This window comes from Kaistia nematophila (genome assembly GCF_026343855.1).
Lineage (GTDB): Bacteria > Pseudomonadota > Alphaproteobacteria > Rhizobiales > Kaistiaceae > Kaistia > Kaistia nematophila.
In genome coordinates, this window is sequence record NZ_JAPKNK010000001.1 from 861,723 (window position 1) to 880,331 (window position 18,609).

General features: G+C 67.2%; 22 protein-coding genes, 1 tRNA gene and 2 pseudogenes. 9 read left to right on the forward strand and 16 right to left on the reverse strand.

Features of this window, described 5'->3' with window-relative positions; genetic code table 11:
* Nucleotides 1-57: 57 nt before the first annotated feature.
* Nucleotides 58-1,161 (reverse strand): glycoside hydrolase family 172 protein, encoded by a 1,104-nt coding sequence (locus OSH07_RS03895; protein WP_266337278.1) that lies wholly within the window; start codon nucleotides 1,159-1,161, stop codon nucleotides 58-60.
* Between the two features lie 380 nt (nucleotides 1,162-1,541).
* Between OSH07_RS03895 and OSH07_RS03900 the strand changes: the two genes are divergently transcribed.
* Nucleotides 1,542-2,291 carry a GntR family transcriptional regulator gene (locus OSH07_RS03900; protein ID WP_266337279.1) on the forward strand — a complete coding sequence of 250 codons (750 nt, stop codon included), beginning with the start codon at nucleotides 1,542-1,544 and terminating at the stop codon, nucleotides 2,289-2,291.
* 56 nt (nucleotides 2,292-2,347) lie between these two features.
* On the opposite strand, the gene OSH07_RS03905 is transcribed toward OSH07_RS03900, so the two are convergent.
* The gene (locus OSH07_RS03905) at nucleotides 2,348-2,890 is read right to left on the reverse strand and encodes a BA14K family protein (protein WP_266337280.1); all 543 of its coding nucleotides are present in this window, start codon (nucleotides 2,888-2,890) and stop codon (nucleotides 2,348-2,350) included.
* A 290-nt stretch (nucleotides 2,891-3,180) separates the two neighbouring features.
* On the opposite strand from OSH07_RS03905, the gene OSH07_RS03910 reads away from it, so the two are divergent.
* From OSH07_RS03910 to OSH07_RS24500, 6 genes and pseudogenes are all read left to right on the forward strand, one after another.
* A complete protein-coding gene (locus OSH07_RS03910; protein WP_266337281.1) occupies nucleotides 3,181-4,788 on the forward strand; it encodes a hypothetical protein in 1,608 nt (535 codons plus the stop codon).
* 55 nt (nucleotides 4,789-4,843) lie between these two features.
* On the forward strand, nucleotides 4,844-5,014 hold the full coding sequence (locus tag OSH07_RS03915; RefSeq protein ID WP_266337282.1) for a hypothetical protein: 171 nt from the start codon (nucleotides 4,844-4,846) through the stop codon (nucleotides 5,012-5,014).
* A 42-nt stretch (nucleotides 5,015-5,056) separates the two neighbouring features.
* Nucleotides 5,057-5,353, forward strand: a pseudogene (locus OSH07_RS03920) (ABC transporter permease); the annotation flags it as partial.
* Between the two features lies 1 nt (nucleotide 5,354).
* The gene (locus OSH07_RS03925; protein WP_266337283.1) at nucleotides 5,355-6,563 is read left to right on the forward strand and encodes an aminotransferase class V-fold PLP-dependent enzyme; all 1,209 of its coding nucleotides are present in this window, start codon (nucleotides 5,355-5,357) and stop codon (nucleotides 6,561-6,563) included.
* Nucleotides 6,560-6,706, forward strand: a complete 147-nt coding sequence (locus OSH07_RS03930) for a hypothetical protein (RefSeq protein WP_266337284.1) — start codon at nucleotides 6,560-6,562, stop codon at nucleotides 6,704-6,706. Before OSH07_RS03925 ends, OSH07_RS03930 begins: the two co-directional genes overlap by 4 nt.
* A 4-nt stretch (nucleotides 6,707-6,710) precedes the next feature.
* Nucleotides 6,711-7,010 (forward strand): annotated as a pseudogene (locus tag OSH07_RS24500) (FadR/GntR family transcriptional regulator); the annotation flags it as partial.
* Between the two features lie 169 nt (nucleotides 7,011-7,179).
* Here the strand turns inward: OSH07_RS24500 and OSH07_RS03935 are convergent.
* The 12 genes from OSH07_RS03935 to OSH07_RS03990 form a co-directional block, all read right to left on the reverse strand.
* Entirely contained in the window at nucleotides 7,180-7,602 is a 423-nt protein-coding gene (locus tag OSH07_RS03935; protein ID WP_266337285.1) for an HD domain-containing protein, read from the reverse strand.
* Nucleotides 7,603-7,721: 119 nt separating this feature from the next.
* Nucleotides 7,722-7,796: transfer RNA gene (locus OSH07_RS03940), tRNA-Gly, on the reverse strand.
* A 513-nt stretch (nucleotides 7,797-8,309) separates the two neighbouring features.
* On the reverse strand, nucleotides 8,310-8,513 hold the full coding sequence (locus OSH07_RS03945; protein WP_266337286.1) for a hypothetical protein: 204 nt from the start codon (nucleotides 8,511-8,513) through the stop codon (nucleotides 8,310-8,312).
* A 131-nt stretch (nucleotides 8,514-8,644) separates the two neighbouring features.
* The gene (locus OSH07_RS03950; RefSeq protein WP_266337287.1) at nucleotides 8,645-9,265 is read right to left on the reverse strand and encodes a hypothetical protein; all 621 of its coding nucleotides are present in this window, start codon (nucleotides 9,263-9,265) and stop codon (nucleotides 8,645-8,647) included.
* 102 nt (nucleotides 9,266-9,367) lie between these two features.
* A complete protein-coding gene (locus OSH07_RS03955) occupies nucleotides 9,368-9,565 on the reverse strand; it encodes a hypothetical protein (protein WP_266337288.1) in 198 nt (65 codons plus the stop codon).
* Nucleotides 9,566-9,748: 183 nt separating this feature from the next.
* The gene (locus OSH07_RS03960; protein ID WP_266337289.1) at nucleotides 9,749-10,435 is read right to left on the reverse strand and encodes an outer membrane protein; all 687 of its coding nucleotides are present in this window, start codon (nucleotides 10,433-10,435) and stop codon (nucleotides 9,749-9,751) included.
* 154 nt (nucleotides 10,436-10,589) lie between these two features.
* A complete protein-coding gene (locus tag OSH07_RS03965) occupies nucleotides 10,590-11,087 on the reverse strand; it encodes a cytochrome b (RefSeq protein ID WP_266337290.1) in 498 nt (165 codons plus the stop codon).
* A 67-nt stretch (nucleotides 11,088-11,154) separates the two neighbouring features.
* A complete protein-coding gene (locus tag OSH07_RS03970) occupies nucleotides 11,155-11,835 on the reverse strand; it encodes a transaldolase family protein (protein ID WP_266337291.1) in 681 nt (226 codons plus the stop codon).
* Between the two features lie 67 nt (nucleotides 11,836-11,902).
* Nucleotides 11,903-12,757 (reverse strand): ABC transporter ATP-binding protein, encoded by an 855-nt coding sequence (locus OSH07_RS03975; RefSeq protein WP_420909588.1) that lies wholly within the window; start codon nucleotides 12,755-12,757, stop codon nucleotides 11,903-11,905.
* Between the two features lie 13 nt (nucleotides 12,758-12,770).
* The gene (locus OSH07_RS03980; RefSeq protein WP_266337292.1) at nucleotides 12,771-13,535 is read right to left on the reverse strand and encodes an ABC transporter permease subunit; all 765 of its coding nucleotides are present in this window, start codon (nucleotides 13,533-13,535) and stop codon (nucleotides 12,771-12,773) included.
* Nucleotides 13,535-14,695 (reverse strand): FMNH2-dependent alkanesulfonate monooxygenase, encoded by a 1,161-nt coding sequence (ssuD, locus tag OSH07_RS03985; protein WP_266337293.1) that lies wholly within the window; start codon nucleotides 14,693-14,695, stop codon nucleotides 13,535-13,537. Before ssuD ends, OSH07_RS03980 begins: the two co-directional genes overlap by 1 nt.
* A gap of 91 nt (nucleotides 14,696-14,786) precedes the next feature.
* Nucleotides 14,787-15,752: an aliphatic sulfonate ABC transporter substrate-binding protein gene (locus tag OSH07_RS03990; RefSeq protein ID WP_266337294.1), complete on the reverse strand. Its 966-nt coding sequence runs from the start codon at nucleotides 15,750-15,752 to the stop codon at nucleotides 14,787-14,789.
* Between the two features lie 300 nt (nucleotides 15,753-16,052).
* Between OSH07_RS03990 and OSH07_RS03995 the strand changes: the two genes are divergently transcribed.
* Entirely contained in the window at nucleotides 16,053-16,310 is a 258-nt protein-coding gene (locus OSH07_RS03995) for a hypothetical protein (RefSeq protein WP_266337295.1), read from the forward strand.
* Between the two features lie 89 nt (nucleotides 16,311-16,399).
* Nucleotides 16,400-17,026 (forward strand): LysE family translocator, encoded by a 627-nt coding sequence (locus tag OSH07_RS04000; protein ID WP_266337296.1) that lies wholly within the window; start codon nucleotides 16,400-16,402, stop codon nucleotides 17,024-17,026.
* A gap of 3 nt (nucleotides 17,027-17,029) precedes the next feature.
* On the opposite strand, the gene OSH07_RS24415 is transcribed toward OSH07_RS04000, so the two are convergent.
* Complete coding sequence (locus tag OSH07_RS24415; protein ID WP_266337297.1) at nucleotides 17,030-17,890, reverse strand: thermonuclease family protein; 861 nt, start codon at nucleotides 17,888-17,890, stop codon at nucleotides 17,030-17,032.
* Nucleotides 17,887-18,534 carry a S24 family peptidase gene (locus OSH07_RS04010; protein ID WP_266337298.1) on the reverse strand — a complete coding sequence of 216 codons (648 nt, stop codon included), beginning with the start codon at nucleotides 18,532-18,534 and terminating at the stop codon, nucleotides 17,887-17,889. The genes OSH07_RS24415 and OSH07_RS04010 overlap by 4 nt, the downstream gene beginning before the upstream one ends.
* Between the last annotated feature and the right edge of the window lie 75 nt (nucleotides 18,535-18,609).

The window sequence follows — 18,609 nt, forward strand, 5'->3', positions numbered from 1 at the left end:
GCGCCTCGGAAAGACTTGCTGGATGCGGTTCGCGAGAACCGGGAGCGCGGCTGCGTCTCAGATGATCTCGAGATAGTCGCGGTCGGGCAGCGGCGGGAACGGCGCCGCGGGAAGCGTCTGGTACCAGAAGGCGACCGAGGCGATGTCGTCCTGCAGCGGCAGGTAGCGCCGGTCCTTCTTCTCCGTGCGCCAGCCGAGCGCCTGGATCGTCACCTTCAGGTCGCTGTCGAAGCGGATCGGATCCATGATGTGCCAGCGATACATGCCGAAGCGCGTCTGCGAACGATAGGTGCCGTCCGGGCGCAGGACCTGCGGCAGGCCGGCATAGGCGGTGCTGAACTCGCGGTATTCGCTCGTCATGGTCGGATCGACGACGCCGCCGTCGAAATTGTAGGCGCCGCAGAAATAGTCTTCCGTGCCGGTGCCGCAGATGGTTGGGTATTCCTTGTCGCCATCCATGAAGAACTTGATCTCGCCTTCACCCCACCAGCCGGCGTTGTTGACGCCCCAGGCCATGTAGGTGCCGACATACTGGCCCTGGCCCTTGACGCCGTCGAGGATGACATAGTCCTCCTTGAACGGCAGCGGGTTAGTGCGGCGGAACTGGGCGTGGAAATAGGCGGCGTCGGCCGGAACCTCGGTCAGCGTGTAGTTGATCTGGTAGTAGACGATCGCATGTTCATCGGGATCGCGGTTCTCCAGCGTGATCCGGCAATGCTTGCGGAACGGCATTTCCCAGTAGCAGTTGAAGGCTCGGCCGGGATTGACGCAGACGGCGAGCGAGGAAACCTGCGCATACTGGTTCCAGCCGGCGCAGAAGAAATCGCCGAGCGGGCTTTCGACGGAGGGATGTTCCTGGCCGTCCCAGTAGATGCGCAGGATCAGGTCGCGCCAGCGCACATTGGCCGGCGTCAACCAGATCTGCTGGATCGCGCCGGGGCCTTCGATGTCGGCGATCACGCGGGTTTCGCCGGCTTCCATCCGGATCGACGGCGACACCTTCCAGCCGAGGCCGCTGCCATCCTTGCCGAGGCCGCGGGCGCAACTGGCGCCGGTGCCCTCGACCGCCATGCCGCCCTTGCCCTTCTCGCCGGTGAAGTTCTCCGGGCTGATCGAACGGGTCTTGGCCTTGGACAGCCGCGAAAGGTTCCCGAGATTCATCCCGAGTCCGGAAAAGCCCTCTGACATTTTTCCTCCATGTCAGTACGTGCGAGATCGGTGAGTGCGAAAATAAGAGCGTGCGAGATCATGCCGCCGAGATCGATCATCTTCGGAGGCAATAAGCGATTTGGCAGACAGGCAGAGCTGTATCGCGAACTGGGAAGGTTTATCGATAAGGGTCGAAATTATACCCCTATCGAATTGCCTTGCCGGCGCTTCGGTCTTATCGTGCTGGTGGCTTCGTTACCTTGGCGTTCGATTTCCAACCCGGAAGATTGTTTTTATTATTTTTGATCATCTTGATCATTCGCTGTTGTTCAGCGTGTCTTATTGATGTGAGATGCTAGGATCCTAGTTTGGGGGTGTCAATGGCGATCGCGATGACGAAGCGAAAAACTCCGGGCGGCGCCGAGCTTCCGCAACGGGACGACCCGTTCCCGGCCGACGCCGTCATCGATCGCTCGCGTCCGATCGGCGAGCAGGTCTATGGCCTGTTGCGCCGCGCCATCGCGCATTGGCGGTTGCGGCCGGGCGACCCCATCCCGGAGGCGCTGGTGACGCGGCGCTTCGACATTTCGCGCTCGCCGCTCCGCGAAGCGTTCCGCCAGCTTGCCTCGGACGGGCTGGTGGTGATCCGCCCGCAGGCGGGCACCTATGTCTCGCCGGTCGACCGGCTACGCTGGGAGGAGGGGCGGCTGATCCGTCGCGCGCTGGAGGTCGAGGGCATCCGCCACGCCGCGGCGCATGTCACCCAGTCCAGCCTCGATGAGCTCGAGCTGCTGATGCGCCAGCAGCGGCGCGCGGCCGAGGCCGGCAATTTCGAGGAGCTGATCGAGCTCGACGACCGCTTTCATGCCACCATCTGCCAGCTGAGCGGCTTTCCGCGCCTGTGGCGGATGATCGACGCCGCCAAGGCGCAGATCGACCGTACCCGTTTCATGGCGCTGCCGGAAATGGGCCGTGCCGACGATACGCTGGTCGAGCACCAGGGTATCCTCGACGCGCTGTCGGCCCGCGACCCGGAAATGGCCGTGGCTTTGCTCATCCGCCATCTTGACCGTTCGGATCGGGCGATGGCGCAATTGTTTGCCGGCGAAGCGTTGCACAGCGGCCTCTGCGAGAAGGCCTAGCCAGAAAAGAAAGCCCGCCATATGGCGGGCTTTCCGTCTTCGGGATCGCGTTGCGATCAGTAGTAGGGCGATACGCAGGCCCGGCGCGGACCTTCGTTCGGCTGGAACGTGTTGTCCGAGGCGCGATAGGAGCGGTAGCGGTCCTCGCACCAGCGCAGGTGATCGCGCGACAGGCTCGGCGGCGCGACTTCGCGCGGCTGGTTGGCGATGGCGCCGCCGATCAGCGCGCCGACGCCGAAGGCCGCCAGCGGATACCACCAGCCGTCACTGCCGCGGCGATAGCCCGGGCGCGGGTCGCGATAGCCGTGGTGTCCGTTCCAGTAGCCGGGGCGGTTGGGCGGACGGTTCCAGTTCGGTCCGCCATGTCCGGGGCCGGGGCCACCCCAGCCGGGACCGCCAGGGCCGGGCCGGTTCGGGCCGCCATGATTCGGACCACCATGGCCGGGACGGCCGGGCCGGTCGCCCGGGCGGCAGCCCTGCGGCGGGCAGGGGCGACCCTGGATCTCGATGACATTGGATGCCGTGCTGGCACCCGGATCGACGCGCATCAGCGGCGCCGCCTGGACCGGCAATGCCGACGCCGCGAAAACGAGCGCCATTGCGGCTGAACTGATTCGTCTCAACACCATATCTTCCACCTTCCCGAATGGCTTGGCGCGCCACGAGAGTTCGCGCGGGCGCCAGGCAAGAGTCACGTCCGCGGATTGCGCTCGAAAAGTCCTATCTTCCAAGAAGATGAGACAATCCAAGGGGCTACAGCGAACCCTCTCTGCGGCAGGAATCTCTGCCCCGTCATGGGATCAATGTCGCACCCGCGATCCGGTTCCGGCAGCCCGCGAAGCGAGCGAAGACGCTACGGTACGCCTTATTTGCCGGTACACGCTCTGGTTTGTATCCGGCAGAGTTGAATTGTTCCAGTTCCCGGGGCCAAATCCCGTCGGAGAAGGGGAGGCTCATGGCCGATTCTGCATATACCGGGTCCGCCGACACTGGGGCTCGCGCCGTTCGCTCGGATGTTGGTCTGTTTCTGGCCGCGTTCGCCGTCTGCCTGCTGTTCCGGCTTCCGGCCCTCGGCGACCTGGCGTTCTGGTACGACGAGGTCATGACCGCCGACGCCATCGCCAAGTCATGGAGCGGCATGGCGTGGGAGCGGCTGTCACAGGGCCATCTCCCGACCTATTTCGCCGTCCTCAAGGGATTTGGCCTGTCCGGCGGCTCGGAGTTCATGCTCCGGCTGCCCTCCGCGCTTCTCGACGGCGCGGCGGGCGGGCTCGTCGCCGTGATGGCGAACCGCATCGGCGGGACCGTCTCCGCCATCGCCGCGGCCAGCCTCTACGCAACCCTGCCGATCCTGATCATCTATGGCCAGGAGGCGCGACCCTATGCGCTGCAGCTTCTCTGCGTCGCCCTGGCGATGCAGGGGCAGATCGGCCTGCTGCGCCGCGAGGGCTCGGCCCCGGGCAATGCCCGGCTGGCGACCCTGGGAGCCCTGGGTTCGATCCTTGCCATTCCGGCCGGCGCCGTGATCGTGGCGATGCAGCATCTCGCCGTGCTGGCGTGTGGCGGGGTCCGCAAGGGGGCTCCGGAGCGGCGCATCTGGCTCCGGCACATGGCGACTACCTGGCTGATCGCGGCCCTGGCGCTCATGTCGCTGTATCCGTCGGTCCTGTTCCAGGCGGGCCGGCCGGAGGGTTTGATGAAGTGGCAGGCCGCCACCTCCTTGTCGGTCCGGATCAAGGGGGTCCTCCAGGGCACCTATGGCTTCAGGGTGCCGGAGGACCTGGATCGCTACTGGCCGCCCTCCTTCAACGCCGCGCTGATGTGGAGCCTGTTCGCGCTGATGGCGATCGGACTGATCGCCAACCGGCGGTCACTCGTTCATCGCTATCTGGCCATTGTCGCGATCGGAACCTTTGTCGCGTTCATGGGTGTCGCCGCGTTTACGGCGGTCACGGGCCGGTATCTGATCGGCATGATGCCGGCTGCCGTGATGCTGGCGGCGTTCGGCGTCGGCGCCCTGCTGGCAAACGGTCGGGCGCGGTGGTTCGCCTTGCCCTGGCTCGCGCTTTTCGGCGCCGGCCTTGTCCTGCAGGGCCTCGATACGCTCGCCGCTCCGCGCAAATATGACTGGCGGCCGGTTGCGCGCTTCCTGCATGACGCCGGCTTCCGCCAGGGCGTGGTCCACACGGATGTCGACGTTTTCCGGAGGGAACTGGGCCACTACGTCGACAAGGCAGACACCGTCGCCTTTCGTGCGATCTCCCCCGGCGAGTCGATCGACGCGCTCTGGCGCAAGGCTTCCGACCAGCCGGTCGCGTGGTTCGTCGTTTCCGCGTGGAGGGGCAGCCCTCCGATGCCGACGTCGGAGGCGGTCGTCTGCACCTGGCCGTTCGGCAAGATGAAGGTTATGATGGTGGCGCGCGACCGGGCCGGCGCGCCCGACGGCGTCCGCAACGATCTGGCCGACCCACGCATCTGCACGGCGCCGGCCGCCTAAGCTTCGCTTCCCCTGCCGGCCGGCCCGCTCGACGTCGGTCTCGATCGGCGCTCTCATGGCGATAAAGTCCATGCCGACCAAGGACTGGGCGTCGGCCCTGAAGGACCGCACGAACGGCCTGTTCCTCGCGCCCTACGATCATGACGATCTCGACCCGTCCAACTTCTACGACCTGTTCAAGCCGGGCGGCCGTCATCACTACGCGCCGACTATGACAAGCTGGTGAACTCCGGCGACGCCGGCTCGGACTGGGCAGGCCGCCTCGCCCTGGCACATCGTCTGGCGCCACCTGATCCCGAATTCGGTCTCGCCGGTCATCGTCGGCTTCGTGCTCGCGATCCCGCTCGCCATGATGCTCGAGGCGTCGCTGAGCTTTCTCGGCATCGGCGTGCAGCCTCCGACCCCGAGCTGGGGCCAGATGATCAATGTCGGCATGAATTTCATGTATTTCTACTGGCACATGGCGGTATTCCCGGTGCCGGCGCTGGCCGTCACCATCCTCGCCGCGTCGCTGCTCGGCGACGGCCCGCGCGATGCTCTCGATCCGACCCTGAAAGGGCGCTGAAGTGACCACCAATCTCTCGCAGCACTTCCTCCTCGATCCCGAGGTCGTGTTCCTGAACCACGGATCGTTCGGCGCCTGCCCGCGTCCGGTATTCGAGGACTATCAGCGCTGGCAGCTGAAGCTGGAGCGCCAGCCGGTCGAGTTTCTCGATTCGCGCCGCGGCCTCGCTCCCAATCTTCGCGTCGCGCGCGAGGCGCTGGCGGCCGAGTTCGGCACATCCGCCGACAACATCGCGCAGGTTTCGAACGCTACCACCGGCCTCAACGTCGCGCTGCAATCGCTGCCGTTGAAGCCCGGCGACGAGATCCTGACGACGAACCACGAATACAGCGCGCTCGAAAAGACGCTCGCCTTCGTCGCCCGGCGCACCGGCGCGAAGATCGTCGTCGCCGAGGTGCCGCTGCCGCTGACCTCGGCCGAGGCCTTCCACGACGCGATCCTTTCGGCCGTCACGCCGCGCACGCGCGTGCTGTTCCTGAGCCACGTCACCTCGGCGACGGCGCTGCTCTTTCCGATCGAGAGGCTGATCGCCGAGGCGCGCCAGCGCGGCATCTGGAGCGTCATCGACGGCGCCCATGCCCCGGGGCATGTTCCGCTCGATCTCGACGCGCTCGGCGCCGACGTCTATTCCGGCAATTGCCACAAATGGATGATGGCGCCGAAGGGCGCCGCCTTCGTCCATGTGCGGCCGGAATGGCAGGCGATGATCGATCCGCTCGTCGTCAGCCATGGCTGGACGGCCGACAACAAGGAACCGGGGGTGCGCGGTCCCTTCGGCGCTTCGGCCTTCGTCGACGAGATCGAGATGCAGGGAACCCGCGATCCCTCGCCCTGGCTGGCCGTGCCGGCGGCGCTCGCCTTCCGCCGCGCGCATGACTGGTGGCAGGTGGCGGCGGAATGCAGCCGCCTGGCGCAGGAGACCGCGGCGCGGGTCCGCGACCTGTTCGGCCTCGACGCGCTCTCCAGCCCGGAATTCTCGGCGCCGCAGATGGTGGCGATGCCGATCCCGGCCTGCGACCCGATCGCCGTGCACGATGCGCTGCTGCGCGACTACGGGATTGAAATCCCGGTGTTCGAATGGCAAGGCCATCATATCGCGCGGCTGTCCTGTCAGGGCTATAACACGCGCGAACAGATGGACCTGCTCGTGACGGCGCTTGGCGAACTGCTGGCGCGCGAGCAGCCGCTCAGGAAACGCGGCCAAGCGTGACAACGACCGACAAGAGCCCGATCGAACCGGACCGCCGCGACGCGGCCGAATATCTCGAACGCATCGACACGAAGACGCGCGGCGTCGCCGTACTCGACGCGCCGGGCTCGGCGTCGGGCGGACGACGATCCGCGAGGCGTTGAACCGCTGGGAGGGGCTCGGCATCATCCGCCGCCGGCGCGGCGCGCGCTCGAGGGCGAGGTGGTGCGCAAGGCGACGCTGAACGCGAACCCGGCGCAGCGCCGGGAAGTCTCTCGCCTCTGCGACGTCGTGCTCGCTGACGTCAATGGCGGGCGCCCCTGGCGCAAGTCGGATCATGCCTTCCACGGCGCCATCTACGAAGCCTCCGGCAACCCGATGTTCGGCCAGATCCTGCTCCATCTCGACCACGCTCTGGAGCGTTCGGCGGAAACGCCCTTCGGCCGCGACGGATTCGGACTCGCTTCTTTCCCGCCGCACCGCACCGCACGCTCGCCGACGCGATCCTGGCCGCCGATGTGGAAGCCGCCGTCGCGGCGATCCAACTCATCATCGATATCGTCGAAGGCGAGATCCGCAGCGTCATCGCCGCCGACCCGGCTCCCTAGCGGCTGCATCCTTCACGGCAGGGATCGCGCTATTCTGCCAGTTGCGCGAGCGCGCCCGCATATTTCCGTTCGAGGCGCTCCCGTTTCTCCGCCGGCAGTCGCGACAGGCGGGCCGGGTCCGAATTGTCCGCGAGATCCGCCATCTTGACGATGCGCCCGATCGGGTTCGCCTTCGCCCGAAGCACGAAATCCTGGTAGCTCTCGCCGTCACGCTTCGTCACGGACAGGACCGCATCGACGATTCTCGGCTCGAACCCCTCGGCGAGGAGGCGCTCCGCCGACCATTCGGTATCCTCGATCACGTCATGCAGGACCGCAGCTATCTTGACGTCGTCTCCAACGGCGGCATGCATCACGCGCAGGACGTGGAGAATGTAGGGCTCGCCGTTCTTGTCGGTCTGGCCGGCATGGGCCTCGACGGCAATCCGGATAGCCTTTTCGATGCCGGTCATTTCGATCTCCACCTCTGATCGGATCCGTCGAGCCTATCGTCACGACAGCCGCGCGCCAAGGATCCCCGACTGGAGAGGGATGGCGGCGCGGCACAGGGAATCGCTGTTGTTGGAAGGCTTGGAGCGGGCGATGGGAATTGAACCCACGACATTCAGCTTGGGAAGCTGACGTTCTACCTCTGAACTACACCCGCTTCTTAAGTGACTTAAATCACTTGTCTTTTCGCGATGGCGTACAACTGGAACGCCGACTCCGCGAAAAGCTGGACACTTTGTACCCGCTTTATCCCGCTGTGATCAAGGCCATCGCCGAGTGTGTCTGCATTCGCCGGTTGGGCGATGGGAGCCGGCCGGTTTCCGGATCAGAACTTGCAGTTCAGGCCGACCCGGACGGCGTGGAACTTGGCCGAGTCGCTCCAGGAGACAAACGCGGCGCTATCCTCGGCGCTGAAGGCTGTGTAGTCCTTGCTGCCGAGATCGACATAGAGATCCCTTGAGGCTCAGATGGTCGGTCAGGGCGTATTCGGCGCCTGCGCCGAATGTCCAGCCCCAGCGGACATCGCTGGACGAGCCGCTCAGGCCGCCGCTCCTGTCGAACGCGCGGTCGCCCGGGCCGCCCCACCAGAAACCGTACTCATGGTACTGCTAGCTCTTCCGCGCCCTTGACGCTGCCATAGGCGAGGCGCCTGTTCCATAGACCAGCTGTCTCAGCCCGTCGCGATCACGATAGCTGCGCCATATTCCATGGCGAGGCGTCGAAGGTGGTCGCAGATCTGCTCTTCCGTTTCGTCATGCGCCGGCAGTCGCGCCATGCAGCGGCAGGCCGAGGCGCGCAGGTCGACCGGCTCGTGCTGCTCGAGCGCAGTCAGCACCTCGCAGATCATCAGTTCGGACATCAGCAACGCCGTCATGATGGGATGGCTCGGCGACAGGTTTGCGGCAGGGGGATTTGCCGATCGGTTCCAATCGGCGATCGCGCGGCTTGATCGTGTGACCTGGCGATCGTGCGGGCGGATGGCGGATCGTCGCCGCTCCGTCGCGATCAGTGCAGCTTGTCGTCGCCGCCGGGCAGGCTCGGCACGTCGGGCGGGGGCGGCGTCACGGCTGCTTCCGGCGGGTTCGCCTTCTGCGGCGGTGTGTCTGCGGCGGGCGAAGCGCCTGCCTCGTCGCGAGGCGGACTGGCCTCGTGCGATTCCGCCGGACGGCGCGGCGCGGGGCGGGCGGCGCTGTCGGGGCGGGCTGGACGGCGCGTGGAGAGCGAAGTGCGGCTGGATGCTGCGTTGCCCGACTTTGCGGGGCCGGACTTTTCATGGCCTGACTTGGCGTGGCTCGGCGTCGCATGGCCCGATGTGGCGTGACCTGATGCGGCATGGCTCGCGCCGACATGGCGGGATGAGCCGCGCGCGGAGGGTTTGGCGGCGCTGGAACGCTGGGAGGCGCGCGCCATCCGCTGCGGTCTGGCGGGCGTGCGCCTGCGGCCATCGTCGGAGAGCCCGTCGCCGAGTTCGTCCAACTGATCGGCGATCCAGTGGATGTGGTCGACCACCGGCGTGCGGCTGGCGACGTCGCGGGCCTCGGACAGTTCGAGCAGATCGGATCGAAGCAGACCCATCAGCGCTGAAATCCTCTGCAGGCTGTCCTTCAGTTCCGTCGGTGCTGCCATTTGCCGGCCCTCCACGTTGCGACCCTGCCCACCACCGGATCGACAACGTTTCGGCCGGGGCGTCGTTCCCGTTCCCTCGGGAATTCTCGCGCGGGCCGGATCTCAGGCGTCGTCCGGGTCGACCTCGGACAGTCGCCCGCGCACGAAGCCGAAGGAGATCCTGGCCGTGCGTGCGTCGATCGCCATCAGCAGCGTCTCGATGACGGCGCGCGCGTCGCCCTGATGCGCGGCCATCAGATTGTCGACGCGATGGTCGAGCGCGCTTTGCGCGGGATCGATCGGATGAACGGCCTGTGCCATGACGCTGGAACTCCCTGGGGCTTCGTTCCTATTTTGTTCTCATCGACGTGAGAGTCAATCCGGAGTCTTGCGTCCGTCCACTGGCGCGCCGCCTCCGCCGGGTGGGATACGCCGGCGCGAAAGAAAAAAAGCCCCCGCCGAGCGTCTCGGCGAGGGCCTTTGGAATGCGCGATCCGATGTGGATCAGAAGCGGTAGTTCACGCCGAACGTCGCGGTCTGCGACTTCAGGCCGACGTCGTACGAGCCGTTATCGTCCGGGAAGGTATACGTCTTGGAGCCGAAGTCCGTGTAGAGATACTCGGCCTTGAGGGTCCAGTTCTGCGTGAAGGCGTATTCGACGCCGACGCCGGCCGTCCAGCCGAAATGAGTCTGGCTGTTCGAACCGTACACGCTGTCGTTGATCTCGTTGTTGGCCCAGGCGAAGCCGCCCGTCAGATAGGGCAGGAACTTGTCGATCGCGTAGCCGGCGCGGACGCGGCCGGTGCCGAAATAGCGGATCTTCGATTCGGTCGTGTACTCGTCGAGGTAGTTGAACGTGTCCTTGGCGTCCGAATAGTAGATGTCCACCAGGGCGCCGATCACGACGTTGCTCGGGAACTGGTAGTCGCCGCCAAGCTGCAGGCCGGCGATGAAACCGTCCGGCTTGACGTCGCCCGGGTTCTCGGTGATCAGGCCGTCATCGCCGTCCTTCTGGTCGGTCTTGCCCCAGGCGTAGCCGATGCTGCCGCCGACATAGAAGCCGGTCCAGTTGCCGACGGGCGCGGCGGCCGGAACGACCGGCGCGGGCTCATAGGTCAGGTCGGCTGCCTGGGCGGCGGCAACGCCCGAAGCGAGGATCGTGGCGGCGGAAAGGATGCGAAGGAGCTTCATGGGGGGCTTCTCATGTAGTGTTGAGAGACGCGATCTACTAAGTCCACTATACATATTACTTAGCGGGATGCTGTTGCCGTTATGCTGCACTCGCCCGCTTTCGCAGGGCGATGGCGTCCGTCAATTCCGGGGAGGGGGGACGGCAGGCGGGAGTTCAGGCGCCCGGCTTGAGCATCCGCATCAGCAGGCCGTCGCGCAGCCAGAACTGGTGCCACAGCGCCGCCACCACATGCAGGACGATCAGCACGATGAAGACGGGCTTGCCGAGCTCGTGCAGGTCGCCGAGCGACGGGACGAACCAGTAGGCGAGGATGCCGGTCACCGGCATGGCGACAAGAAGGAAATAGAAGGCGGCGTGGGTCAGCCGCGCCAGCAGGGCGACGATCGCCGAACCGTCGGGAAGCGGCGGGGCGCCCTTGGTCAACCGCAGCACGATGCGGATGGCGACGGCGGCGAGGATGGCGAAGCCGACCCAGATATGCAGTGTCGCCTGCGTGGCGACGCTGGGGTCCACGGCCTCGCCGCGCCCGATCGCGCGCAGGCTGTGCGACATCGCATCGCCGAAGACGAGCTGGAAGAAAACCAGCGCCACGATCACCCAGTGCAGGGTGATCTGGCTGGTCGAGTAGCCACGGGAAACCGGATATTGCATCGAATGCCTCGCGGGTCGCGCCTCAGATTAGAATTAGTCTAATCAAAGGCGCGGGGGCGCGGCAAGGCTAGGCTTCCGCGGCCTTTTCGAACACTTCGGCGGCGGCTTCCGTCAGTTCCTCGGCGAAGAGAGCGGCGGCGACCTTGGGCGAGAAGGTGAAGGTGTCGATGCCGAGGCGGCCGAGGCGGACGAGGTCGTCGGCGGCGCGCAGGCTGGCGACGAGCACGCGGGTCTCGCTGCCGGCGCCGCGGATGATCTCCTGCATGGTGACGATCTCGGCGAAGCCGTCGCGGCCGGCGTCGTTCATGCGGCCGAGATAGGGCGCGACGTAATCGGCGCCGATGGCGGCGGCGCTCAGCGCCTGATGCGCCGTGTAGACAGCCGTCATGGTGATGCGCACGCCCTCGGCCTTCAGCGTCGCGGCGGCGATGGCGCCCTCCTTGGTGATTGGCACCTTGACCACCATGCGCGGATCCATCGCGGCGATGACGCGGCCGTTGGCGATCAGAGCCTCGCTGTTGCGGCCCCAGGTCTGGGCCTGGAATTCCGCGACATCCGCCTCGAAGGCGAGGTGCGAAAGCCGGCCCAGCTCGGCCAGCGTGTTCGGCACGCCGGCATTGGCGAGGATGGTCGGGTTGGTGGTGATGCCGTGGAAGAGGCCCGTCGGCAGCCATTCGTCCCAGGCGGCCCTGTCGGCGCTGTCGAGGAAGAGGCGCGGGCGAATCGTCTGGGTCTGGTCGTGCATCATGGGCCTGCCGGTGGTTCGATTTGGACCGGCATAGTATGGGGCGGGCAGAGGATGCGAAAGCGTCAAATCAGATCGCTGCACCGGCTTCGAAATCGCCGAACAGGCGGTCGAGCACCGTCTTCTCCAGGCCGGCGAAGGCGGGCGTGCCGCGTTGGCGCGGCCAGGCGAGCGGCACGTCGAGATCGAGCGCGATGCGGCCCTCCTCAATCAGCAGGATGCGGTCGGCGAGCGCGATCGCCTCGGAGACGTCGTGGGTGACGAGAACGGAGGTGAAGCGCTGCGCCCGCCAGACGCGCTCGACCAGCCCCTGCATCGAGATGCGGGTCAGCGCGTCGAGCGCGCCGAGCGGTTCGTCGAGGGCGAGCAGGCGAGGGCGCGAGACGAGCGCGCGGGCCAGCGCGACGCGCTGCTTCTGGCCGCCGGAAAGTACCGAAGGCCAGGCGTCGGCGCGGCCGTCGAGGCCGACTTCCGCCAGCGCCTTCAGCGCCGCCGCGCGGCGGGATTTCGCCGACCCGGCGCGGCCGAGGCCGACGGCGACATTGCCGGCGACGGTGGCCCAGGGCAGCAGGCGCGGTTCCTGGAAGATGAAGCGGGCGGAATCCTTTGCGGCCTCGCCGAGACGGGTGATTGAACCCGCCGTCGGCGTCTCCAGCCCCATGATCAGGCGCAGCAGCGTGCTCTTGCCGCAGCCGCTTTTTCCGACGATCGCAACCGACTGGCCGGCGGGAATTTCGAGGTCGATGCCGCGGATCACCGGCGCGCCGTCGAACGCCTTGACGAGGCCGCGGATGGAGAGCCCCATGCCGCGCGCATGCGGATCGGCCTCGTCGGTCACCTCGAAGGGAACCGGGCGGGCGGATGGCAGGTCCCGCGGCGCCGTGCGGCTGGCGGTCTCGATGAAGGCCAGCGTATCGGCGAACATGGCGTTCCCTCCCTCAAACATTCTGGAAGGCCGGGTTCCAGGCCAGCGTCCGCCGCTCGAGGATCCGCGCCGTGGTGTCGGCGAGCTTGCCGAGCAGCGCATAGATCAGGATCGTCAGCACGACGACGTCGGTCATCATGAATTCGCGCGCCTGCATCGCCATGTGGCCGATGCCGGAGGAGGCGGCGATCGTCTCGGCGACGATCAGCGTCAGCCACATGATGCCGAGGCCGAAGCGGACGCCGACGAAGATCGAGGGCAGGGCGCCAGGCAGGATCACCTTCCAGAACAGGTCGCTGCCGTTCATGCCGTAGGTCTTGCCCATCTCGACCAGTTGCGGGTCGACGGAGCGGATGCCAGCCAGCGTGTTGATGTAGATCGGGAAGAACACGCCGAGCGCGACGAGGAAGAGCTTGGCCTGCTCGTCGATGCCGAACCAGAGGATCACCAGCGGGATCAGCGCCAGATGCGGCACGTTGCGCACCATCTGTAGCGTCGTGTCGGTCAGCGCCTCGCTGAAGCGCGACAGGCCGTTGGCGAGCCCGAAGGCGAAGCCGACCGCGCCACCGATCAGGAAGCCGACGCTGGCGCGCCAGAAGCTGACGCGGATGTTTTCGAGAAGCTCGCCGGATTGCAGAACGCGCCAGAGCGCGACGGCGACCGCGGTCGGCGCCGGCAGCACGTTTTCCGGGATGAAGCCGATGCGGGCGAGGAGTTCCCACAGGACCAGGACGGCGGCCGGCAGGATCCAGCCGATGAGGGCGCGGGGGATCTTCATCACGAGGCCGAGGCGAGCTTGCGCGCCGTCTCGTCGACGCCGAACTCGTTCTGGATCGCCCGGCTGACGCCGCGCCGTGCCACGTTGATGCCGAGCTCGGGGAACAGCAGTTCGGCCACCCGGTAGGATTCCTCCAGATGCGGATAGCCGGAGCCGATCACCGTATCGATGCCGAGCGCCTGGTATTCGCGCAGCCGCTCCGCCACCTGTGCCGGCGTGCCGACCAGGGCCGTGCCGGCGCCGCCGCGCACCAGGCCGACGCCGGCCCAGAGGTTCGGCGCCACCAGCAGCTTGTCGCGGCGGCCGCCATGCAGCTCCGCCATGCGGCGCTGGCCGACCGAGTCCATCTGCTGGGTGAAGCGCTTATAGGCGATCTCGATCTGCTCGTCCGAGATGCGGCTGATCAGCTTGTCGGCGGCGGCCCAGGCCTCGGCCTCGGTCTCGCGGACGATGAAATGCAGGCGGATGCCGAAGCGCAGTTTTCGCCCGCGCGCGGCGGCGCGGGAACGAGCGGCCGCGATCTTGCCCGCCACGGCTTCGAGCGGTTCGCCCCAGGTCAAGTAGAGCTCGCACTGCTCGGCGGCGAGATCGATGCCGGCTTCCGACGAGCCGCCGAAATAGAGCGGCGGCGGGTTCTGTACCGGCGGAAAGTCGAGCCGGCCCTTCTCGATGCGGTAGTGCTTGCCGGAAAAGTCGACGCGCTCGCCGGAGACGAGGCCGCTCCAGATCCTGAGGAACTCGGCCGCCTGCTCGTAGCGCTGGTCATGCGGCAGGAACACGCCGTCGCCGGCGAGTTCCACGGGGTTGCCGCCGACCACGACGTTGAGCAGCAGCCGCCCGTTGGAGAGGCGGTCGAGCGCTGCCGTCTGCCGCGCCGCATAGGCGGGCTGGACGACGCCGGGACGCAGCGCGACCAGGAATTTGAGCTTTTCCGTCACCGTCGCGAGGCCGGATGCCGTCACCCAGCTTTCCTCGCAGGCTTGGCCAGTCGGCAGCAGCACGCCGCCGAAGCCGAGGCGATCCACCGCCTGGGCGACCTCCCTGAAATAGCCGAACTCCGGCGGACGCTGCTGCGTCTCGGAGCCGAGATAGGTGCCATCGCCATAGGTCGGGATGAACCAGAAGAAATTGAGCGGATCGGGAGGGGTGGTGACGGTCATGGCGGCGGCCTTGTGACGCGAAATTCAGGAAGTCGCTGTGCCGTCCGGGCCATGGCCAGAAGGTTTGGCTCGAACGGCAGGAGCCGGGTTCTCACGCCTTCGGCGCGGTCCAGACGGCGTCGGCGACGGTGATTGGCTTCGGGATGAGGCCGAGCTTGAAGAAGCGGTCGGCCGTCACCTGCTGGCCGGCGACGATCTCGCTCGTCAGCGGCAGGATGCCGTAGACCGCGCGTTCGACCGCCACGGTCTGCGGGCCGCTCGGCACGCCGGTGATTTCCGTCAGCGCCTTCGCCACCTCGCCGCGATTGGCATTGGCCCAATTGGCCGCGTCGCCGAGGCCGGCGATCGTCTTGGCGATAATAGCCGGGTTGGCGTTGGCGAAGTCCTTGTTCGCGAGCAGGTAGGTGTTGACCGCGATGGTGTCGGCGGTGGTCGTCAGCAGCCGCACCGGCTGGCGTGCTTCGGCCAGCGCCAGGAAGGGATCCCAGATCGACCAGGCATCGACGCTGTCGCTGGCGAAGGCGGCAGCCGCATCGGCCGGCGACAGGTAGACGGGCGTGATGTCGGCGAAGGCGATGCCGGCCTTCTCGAGCGCCGCGACCAGCAGATTATGGGCGCTGGAGCCCTTGGTAACGGCGATCTTCTTGCCCTTGAGGTCGGCGACCGTCTTGGCCGGAGAACCGTCCTTGACGATGATCGCCTCGCCCTTGCCGTTGGAGGGGGCGGCGCCGACATAGACGAGATTGGCGCCGGCGGCCTGCGCGAAGATCGGCGGCGCATCGCCGGTCCAGCCGAAGTCGATGGCGCCGACATTAAGCGCTTCCAGCAGCGGCGGGCCGGCGGCGAACTCGACCCAGGTGACCGTCGTGCCGTCCGCTTCGAGCTGTTTCTCGATCGATTTCTCGCGCCGCGCCACGGCGAGGAGGCCGGCCTTCTGGTAGCCGATCCGCAGCGTCTTCGCCTCTTCCGCCTGGGCCTTGCGGCCGGCGAGCGAGGTGGCGGCAAGGCCGACGAGGCCGGTCCCCGCCAGAAGTCCGAAGTGGCGACGTGTGAGCATTCTTGTCTCCGAGGCACAGGCAGGTTGCGTGCGGGAACGGGGGGCCGTCGAATGTCCTCATTGGACAGAATGACGAGTAGTTTGATCAAGAAAATGGATCTTGCCGCAGGGGCAATTCTTGGAAAGGAAAACCTCTGAAGCCGCCGCGGGCGCGATGGCTGTTGTTGTGTCGTCCGCGCGGCCCTTTGTGATGGCCATCACTGACTCTTCCCCAGCGTCATGGTGGAACGAAGCCATGACGGCGGGCGTTGGGCCTGCACCGGAAAACAGGGGGGCGTCTTCAGGCGACGCGGATCGGAAATGGCAAAGTTGTACACCCGCACCACCATCAGTCTCGTCGCCACCGCGGCGATCGTCGCCTTCGGCGTCACGGCCTATGGTGGCCAGGCCATGAGCCGCACCAGCGGCGCCTCGGATCCGACCGCGCTCACTCTGTTCGACAAGGCCGCTGTCGGCGGCCGCAAGGGCTGCGAGGTCCAGTCCTGGCCCGATATCGCTCCCGAATGCCTGCAGCCTTCCGATGGTCAGGCGCTGGCGAAGCCGGCCCGCAAGGTCTGACCGGGCTCGGCCAACTCAAGGCACCTGGTCGAAGGGCTTGCCACGGCGAGGCTTCGGTGGATTGATGCTGTTCTCCAGGGAGAAGCAGCATGTCCTTCGAACACTGGCTGGCCTTCGCGGCCGCCTCGGCCGTCATCCTCGCCATTCCCGGCCCGACCATCCTGCTGGTGATCTCCTATGCGCTGAGCCATGGCCGCAAGTCAGCCGGCGCCACCGTCGCCGGCGTCGCGCTCGGTGATTTCACCGCCATGACAGCATCGATGCTCGGCCTCGGCGCATTGCTCACCGCCTCGGCGGCGCTGTTCGCCGTGCTGAAATGGGTCGGCGGCGCCTATCTCATCTATCTCGGCATCAAGCTCTGGCGTGCGCCCACGGGAGCGCAGGCGGAGGCGCAGACGTCGGAAGTGCGCCCGGTCCGCATCTTCCTGCATGCCTATGCGGTGACGGCGCTGAACCCGAAGAGCATCGTCTTCTTCGTCGCCTTCCTGCCGCAGTTCCTGGTTTCGAGCCAGCCGCTGCTGCCGCAGATGATCCTGTTCGAGGTGACCTTCCTCGTGCTGGCGACGATCAATGCGGCCAGCTACGCGCTGATCGCCGCCGGCGCGCGGCGGACCATCCGCAAGCCGAGCGTGCAGCGCATCGTCAACCGCACCGGCGGTGGCCTGCTGGTCGGCGCGGGCCTTCTTGCCGCCGGCTGGCGCAGCTCCACCTCCTGAGCCTCAGTTCTGCAGGCAATCGGCTGGTGGCGGTCCCGCCTGCCAGATGCCGCGCCGGAAGCAGCGGGCTTCGGTCTCGGCCGTCTTGTAGCCGTCCGGCGCCTTCGCCGCCGCCTCGGCCCAGCCCTGCTCGATCAGCCACTGGCTGAGATCGGTGCTGCCGATCCGGCAGGGCGCGACGAGCGGGTCGGTCGTGTCATTGGCGGAGACGCGGCACTCGACGCCGAGCGCCCGCACGCGGCGGCGCAGCGCTGCCAGCGCCAGCTTGGCGCAGGCGATCTCGCCCGCCGCTTCGTCCGTCTCGGCCGGATGGCAGAGCCGGTCGTCATCCGGTACGCGGATGCCGGCGAGCCGGACATGGCGCTGTCCGATGTCGAGCAGCCCGGCTTCGCGCACGACGACGGGCGAAAATGCCTTCCAGCGCGGCGGCGCCGGCGGCTTTTTCGGTATCGCCTCGCGTTCGAGCGGGCCGGTCAGCGCCGGGGCCGGCGTCATGCCGGGCGCCGTGACGTTGCGCGGCGTGCGCATTGGGGCGGGGGCGGGGTCCGGGGGCGACGCCGGTGTCTCGACCGCGGGCGGGAGTGTCTGCGGAGCTGCGGCGGCGGGAGCCCCGGTCGCGGATGGCGGCATCGCCCCCGGCAGCATGTCCGGATCCGGGGCGCCACCGTCATCGGCATCGACCGGGCCGTCGAACGGATCGCGGTCGGCATCGTCCACGTCGTTCGAAACGGCGACCTGTTCCGGCGCCGGTGCCCCCATCAGCCCGGCGAACTCGTGGCGGTCGAGGCCGCCGATCTTCGAGGTGACGATTACGGCGAGGCCGATCATCGCGGTCAACCAGAGCGCGGCGGGCGCCGTCCTCACTGGCTCGCCCAGATGATCCGGGCCATCCACTCCACCTCGCGGGCGGCAATCTCGCGGTTCGGATGCTCGGGATTGAGGGAGTGCAGCTCGACGATCTTCGCGGTTTTGCGGGCCAGCACCTTGGCCATGACCTCGCCACCCTGGGTGCGCACGACGACTCTGTCGCCGGGGCGGCAGGTCGCCGTCGGAGAGACGATGATGATGTCGCCGGCCCGGTAGAGCGGCATCATCGATTCACCCGAGACCTCGAGCGCGTAGACGCCCTCGGTCATCCTGGTCTGCGGGATCGCGACCTCGTCCCAGCCCTGGCCGACGGGGAAGCCGCCATCGTCGAAATAGCCGCCGGCGCCGGCCTGCGCGAAGCCGAGCAGCGGAACGTGGCGGAACGGCCCTGTCTGCTCCGGCGGCGCCAGCCGGCGGATGGTGAGCTCCATGAAGCGATCGAGCGGCTCGCCCGTCGCCTCGAGGATCTTGGAGATGCTTTCCGTCGAGGGCCAGCGCGGCCTGCCGTCGACGGCGACGCGCTTGGAGCGGTTGAACGTGGTCGGGTCGAGGCCGGCCTTGCGGGCAAGGCCGGACGCCGTCAGCTCGTTGCGGGCTGCCAGGCGATCGATCGCCGCCCAGATCCGCTCGTGCGACAACATGGCGGAAACCTCCGCGAATGCGGGCCAGGCCCGCGTCGTCCCGCGCTTCGAAAGCCGCAGGGAAAGGAATAAATC

What these genes read in the sequence shown, in the direction of transcription:
- OSH07_RS03895 (WP_266337278.1), bottom strand. Translation starts at nt 1,161, where the DNA reads ATGAATCTCGGGAACCTTTCGCGGCTGTCCAAGGCCAAGACCCGTTCG.
- OSH07_RS03900 (WP_266337279.1), top strand. Translation starts at nt 1,542, where the DNA reads ATGACGAAGCGAAAAACTCCGGGCGGCGCCGAGCTTCCGCAACGGGAC.
- OSH07_RS03905 (WP_266337280.1), bottom strand. Translation starts at nt 2,890, where the DNA reads ATGGCGCTCGTTTTCGCGGCGTCGGCATTGCCGGTCCAGGCGGCGCCG.
- OSH07_RS03915 (WP_266337282.1), top strand. Translation starts at nt 4,844, where the DNA reads ATGGCGATAAAGTCCATGCCGACCAAGGACTGGGCGTCGGCCCTGAAG.
- OSH07_RS03935 (WP_266337285.1), bottom strand. Translation starts at nt 7,602, where the DNA reads ATGACCGGCATCGAAAAGGCTATCCGGATTGCCGTCGAGGCCCATGCC.
- OSH07_RS03945 (WP_266337286.1), bottom strand. Translation starts at nt 8,513, where the DNA reads ATGACGGCGTTGCTGATGTCCGAACTGATGATCTGCGAGGTGCTGACT.
- OSH07_RS03950 (WP_266337287.1), bottom strand. Translation starts at nt 9,265, where the DNA reads ATGGCAGCACCGACGGAACTGAAGGACAGCCTGCAGAGGATTTCAGCG.
- OSH07_RS03955 (WP_266337288.1), bottom strand. Translation starts at nt 9,565, where the DNA reads ATGGCACAGGCCGTTCATCCGATCGATCCCGCGCAAAGCGCGCTCGAC.
- OSH07_RS03960 (WP_266337289.1), bottom strand. Translation starts at nt 10,435, where the DNA reads ATGAAGCTCCTTCGCATCCTTTCCGCCGCCACGATCCTCGCTTCGGGC.
- OSH07_RS03965 (WP_266337290.1), bottom strand. Translation starts at nt 11,087, where the DNA reads ATGCAATATCCGGTTTCCCGTGGCTACTCGACCAGCCAGATCACCCTG.
- OSH07_RS03970 (WP_266337291.1), bottom strand. Translation starts at nt 11,835, where the DNA reads ATGATGCACGACCAGACCCAGACGATTCGCCCGCGCCTCTTCCTCGAC.
- OSH07_RS03975 (WP_420909588.1), bottom strand. Translation starts at nt 12,757, where the DNA reads ATGTTCGCCGATACGCTGGCCTTCATCGAGACCGCCAGCCGCACGGCG.
- OSH07_RS03980 (WP_266337292.1), bottom strand. Translation starts at nt 13,535, where the DNA reads ATGAAGATCCCCCGCGCCCTCATCGGCTGGATCCTGCCGGCCGCCGTC.
- ssuD (WP_266337293.1), bottom strand. Translation starts at nt 14,695, where the DNA reads ATGACCGTCACCACCCCTCCCGATCCGCTCAATTTCTTCTGGTTCATC.
- OSH07_RS03990 (WP_266337294.1), bottom strand. Translation starts at nt 15,752, where the DNA reads ATGCTCACACGTCGCCACTTCGGACTTCTGGCGGGGACCGGCCTCGTC.
- OSH07_RS03995 (WP_266337295.1), top strand. Translation starts at nt 16,053, where the DNA reads ATGGCAAAGTTGTACACCCGCACCACCATCAGTCTCGTCGCCACCGCG.
- OSH07_RS04000 (WP_266337296.1), top strand. Translation starts at nt 16,400, where the DNA reads ATGTCCTTCGAACACTGGCTGGCCTTCGCGGCCGCCTCGGCCGTCATC.
- OSH07_RS04010 (WP_266337298.1), bottom strand. Translation starts at nt 18,534, where the DNA reads ATGTTGTCGCACGAGCGGATCTGGGCGGCGATCGATCGCCTGGCAGCC.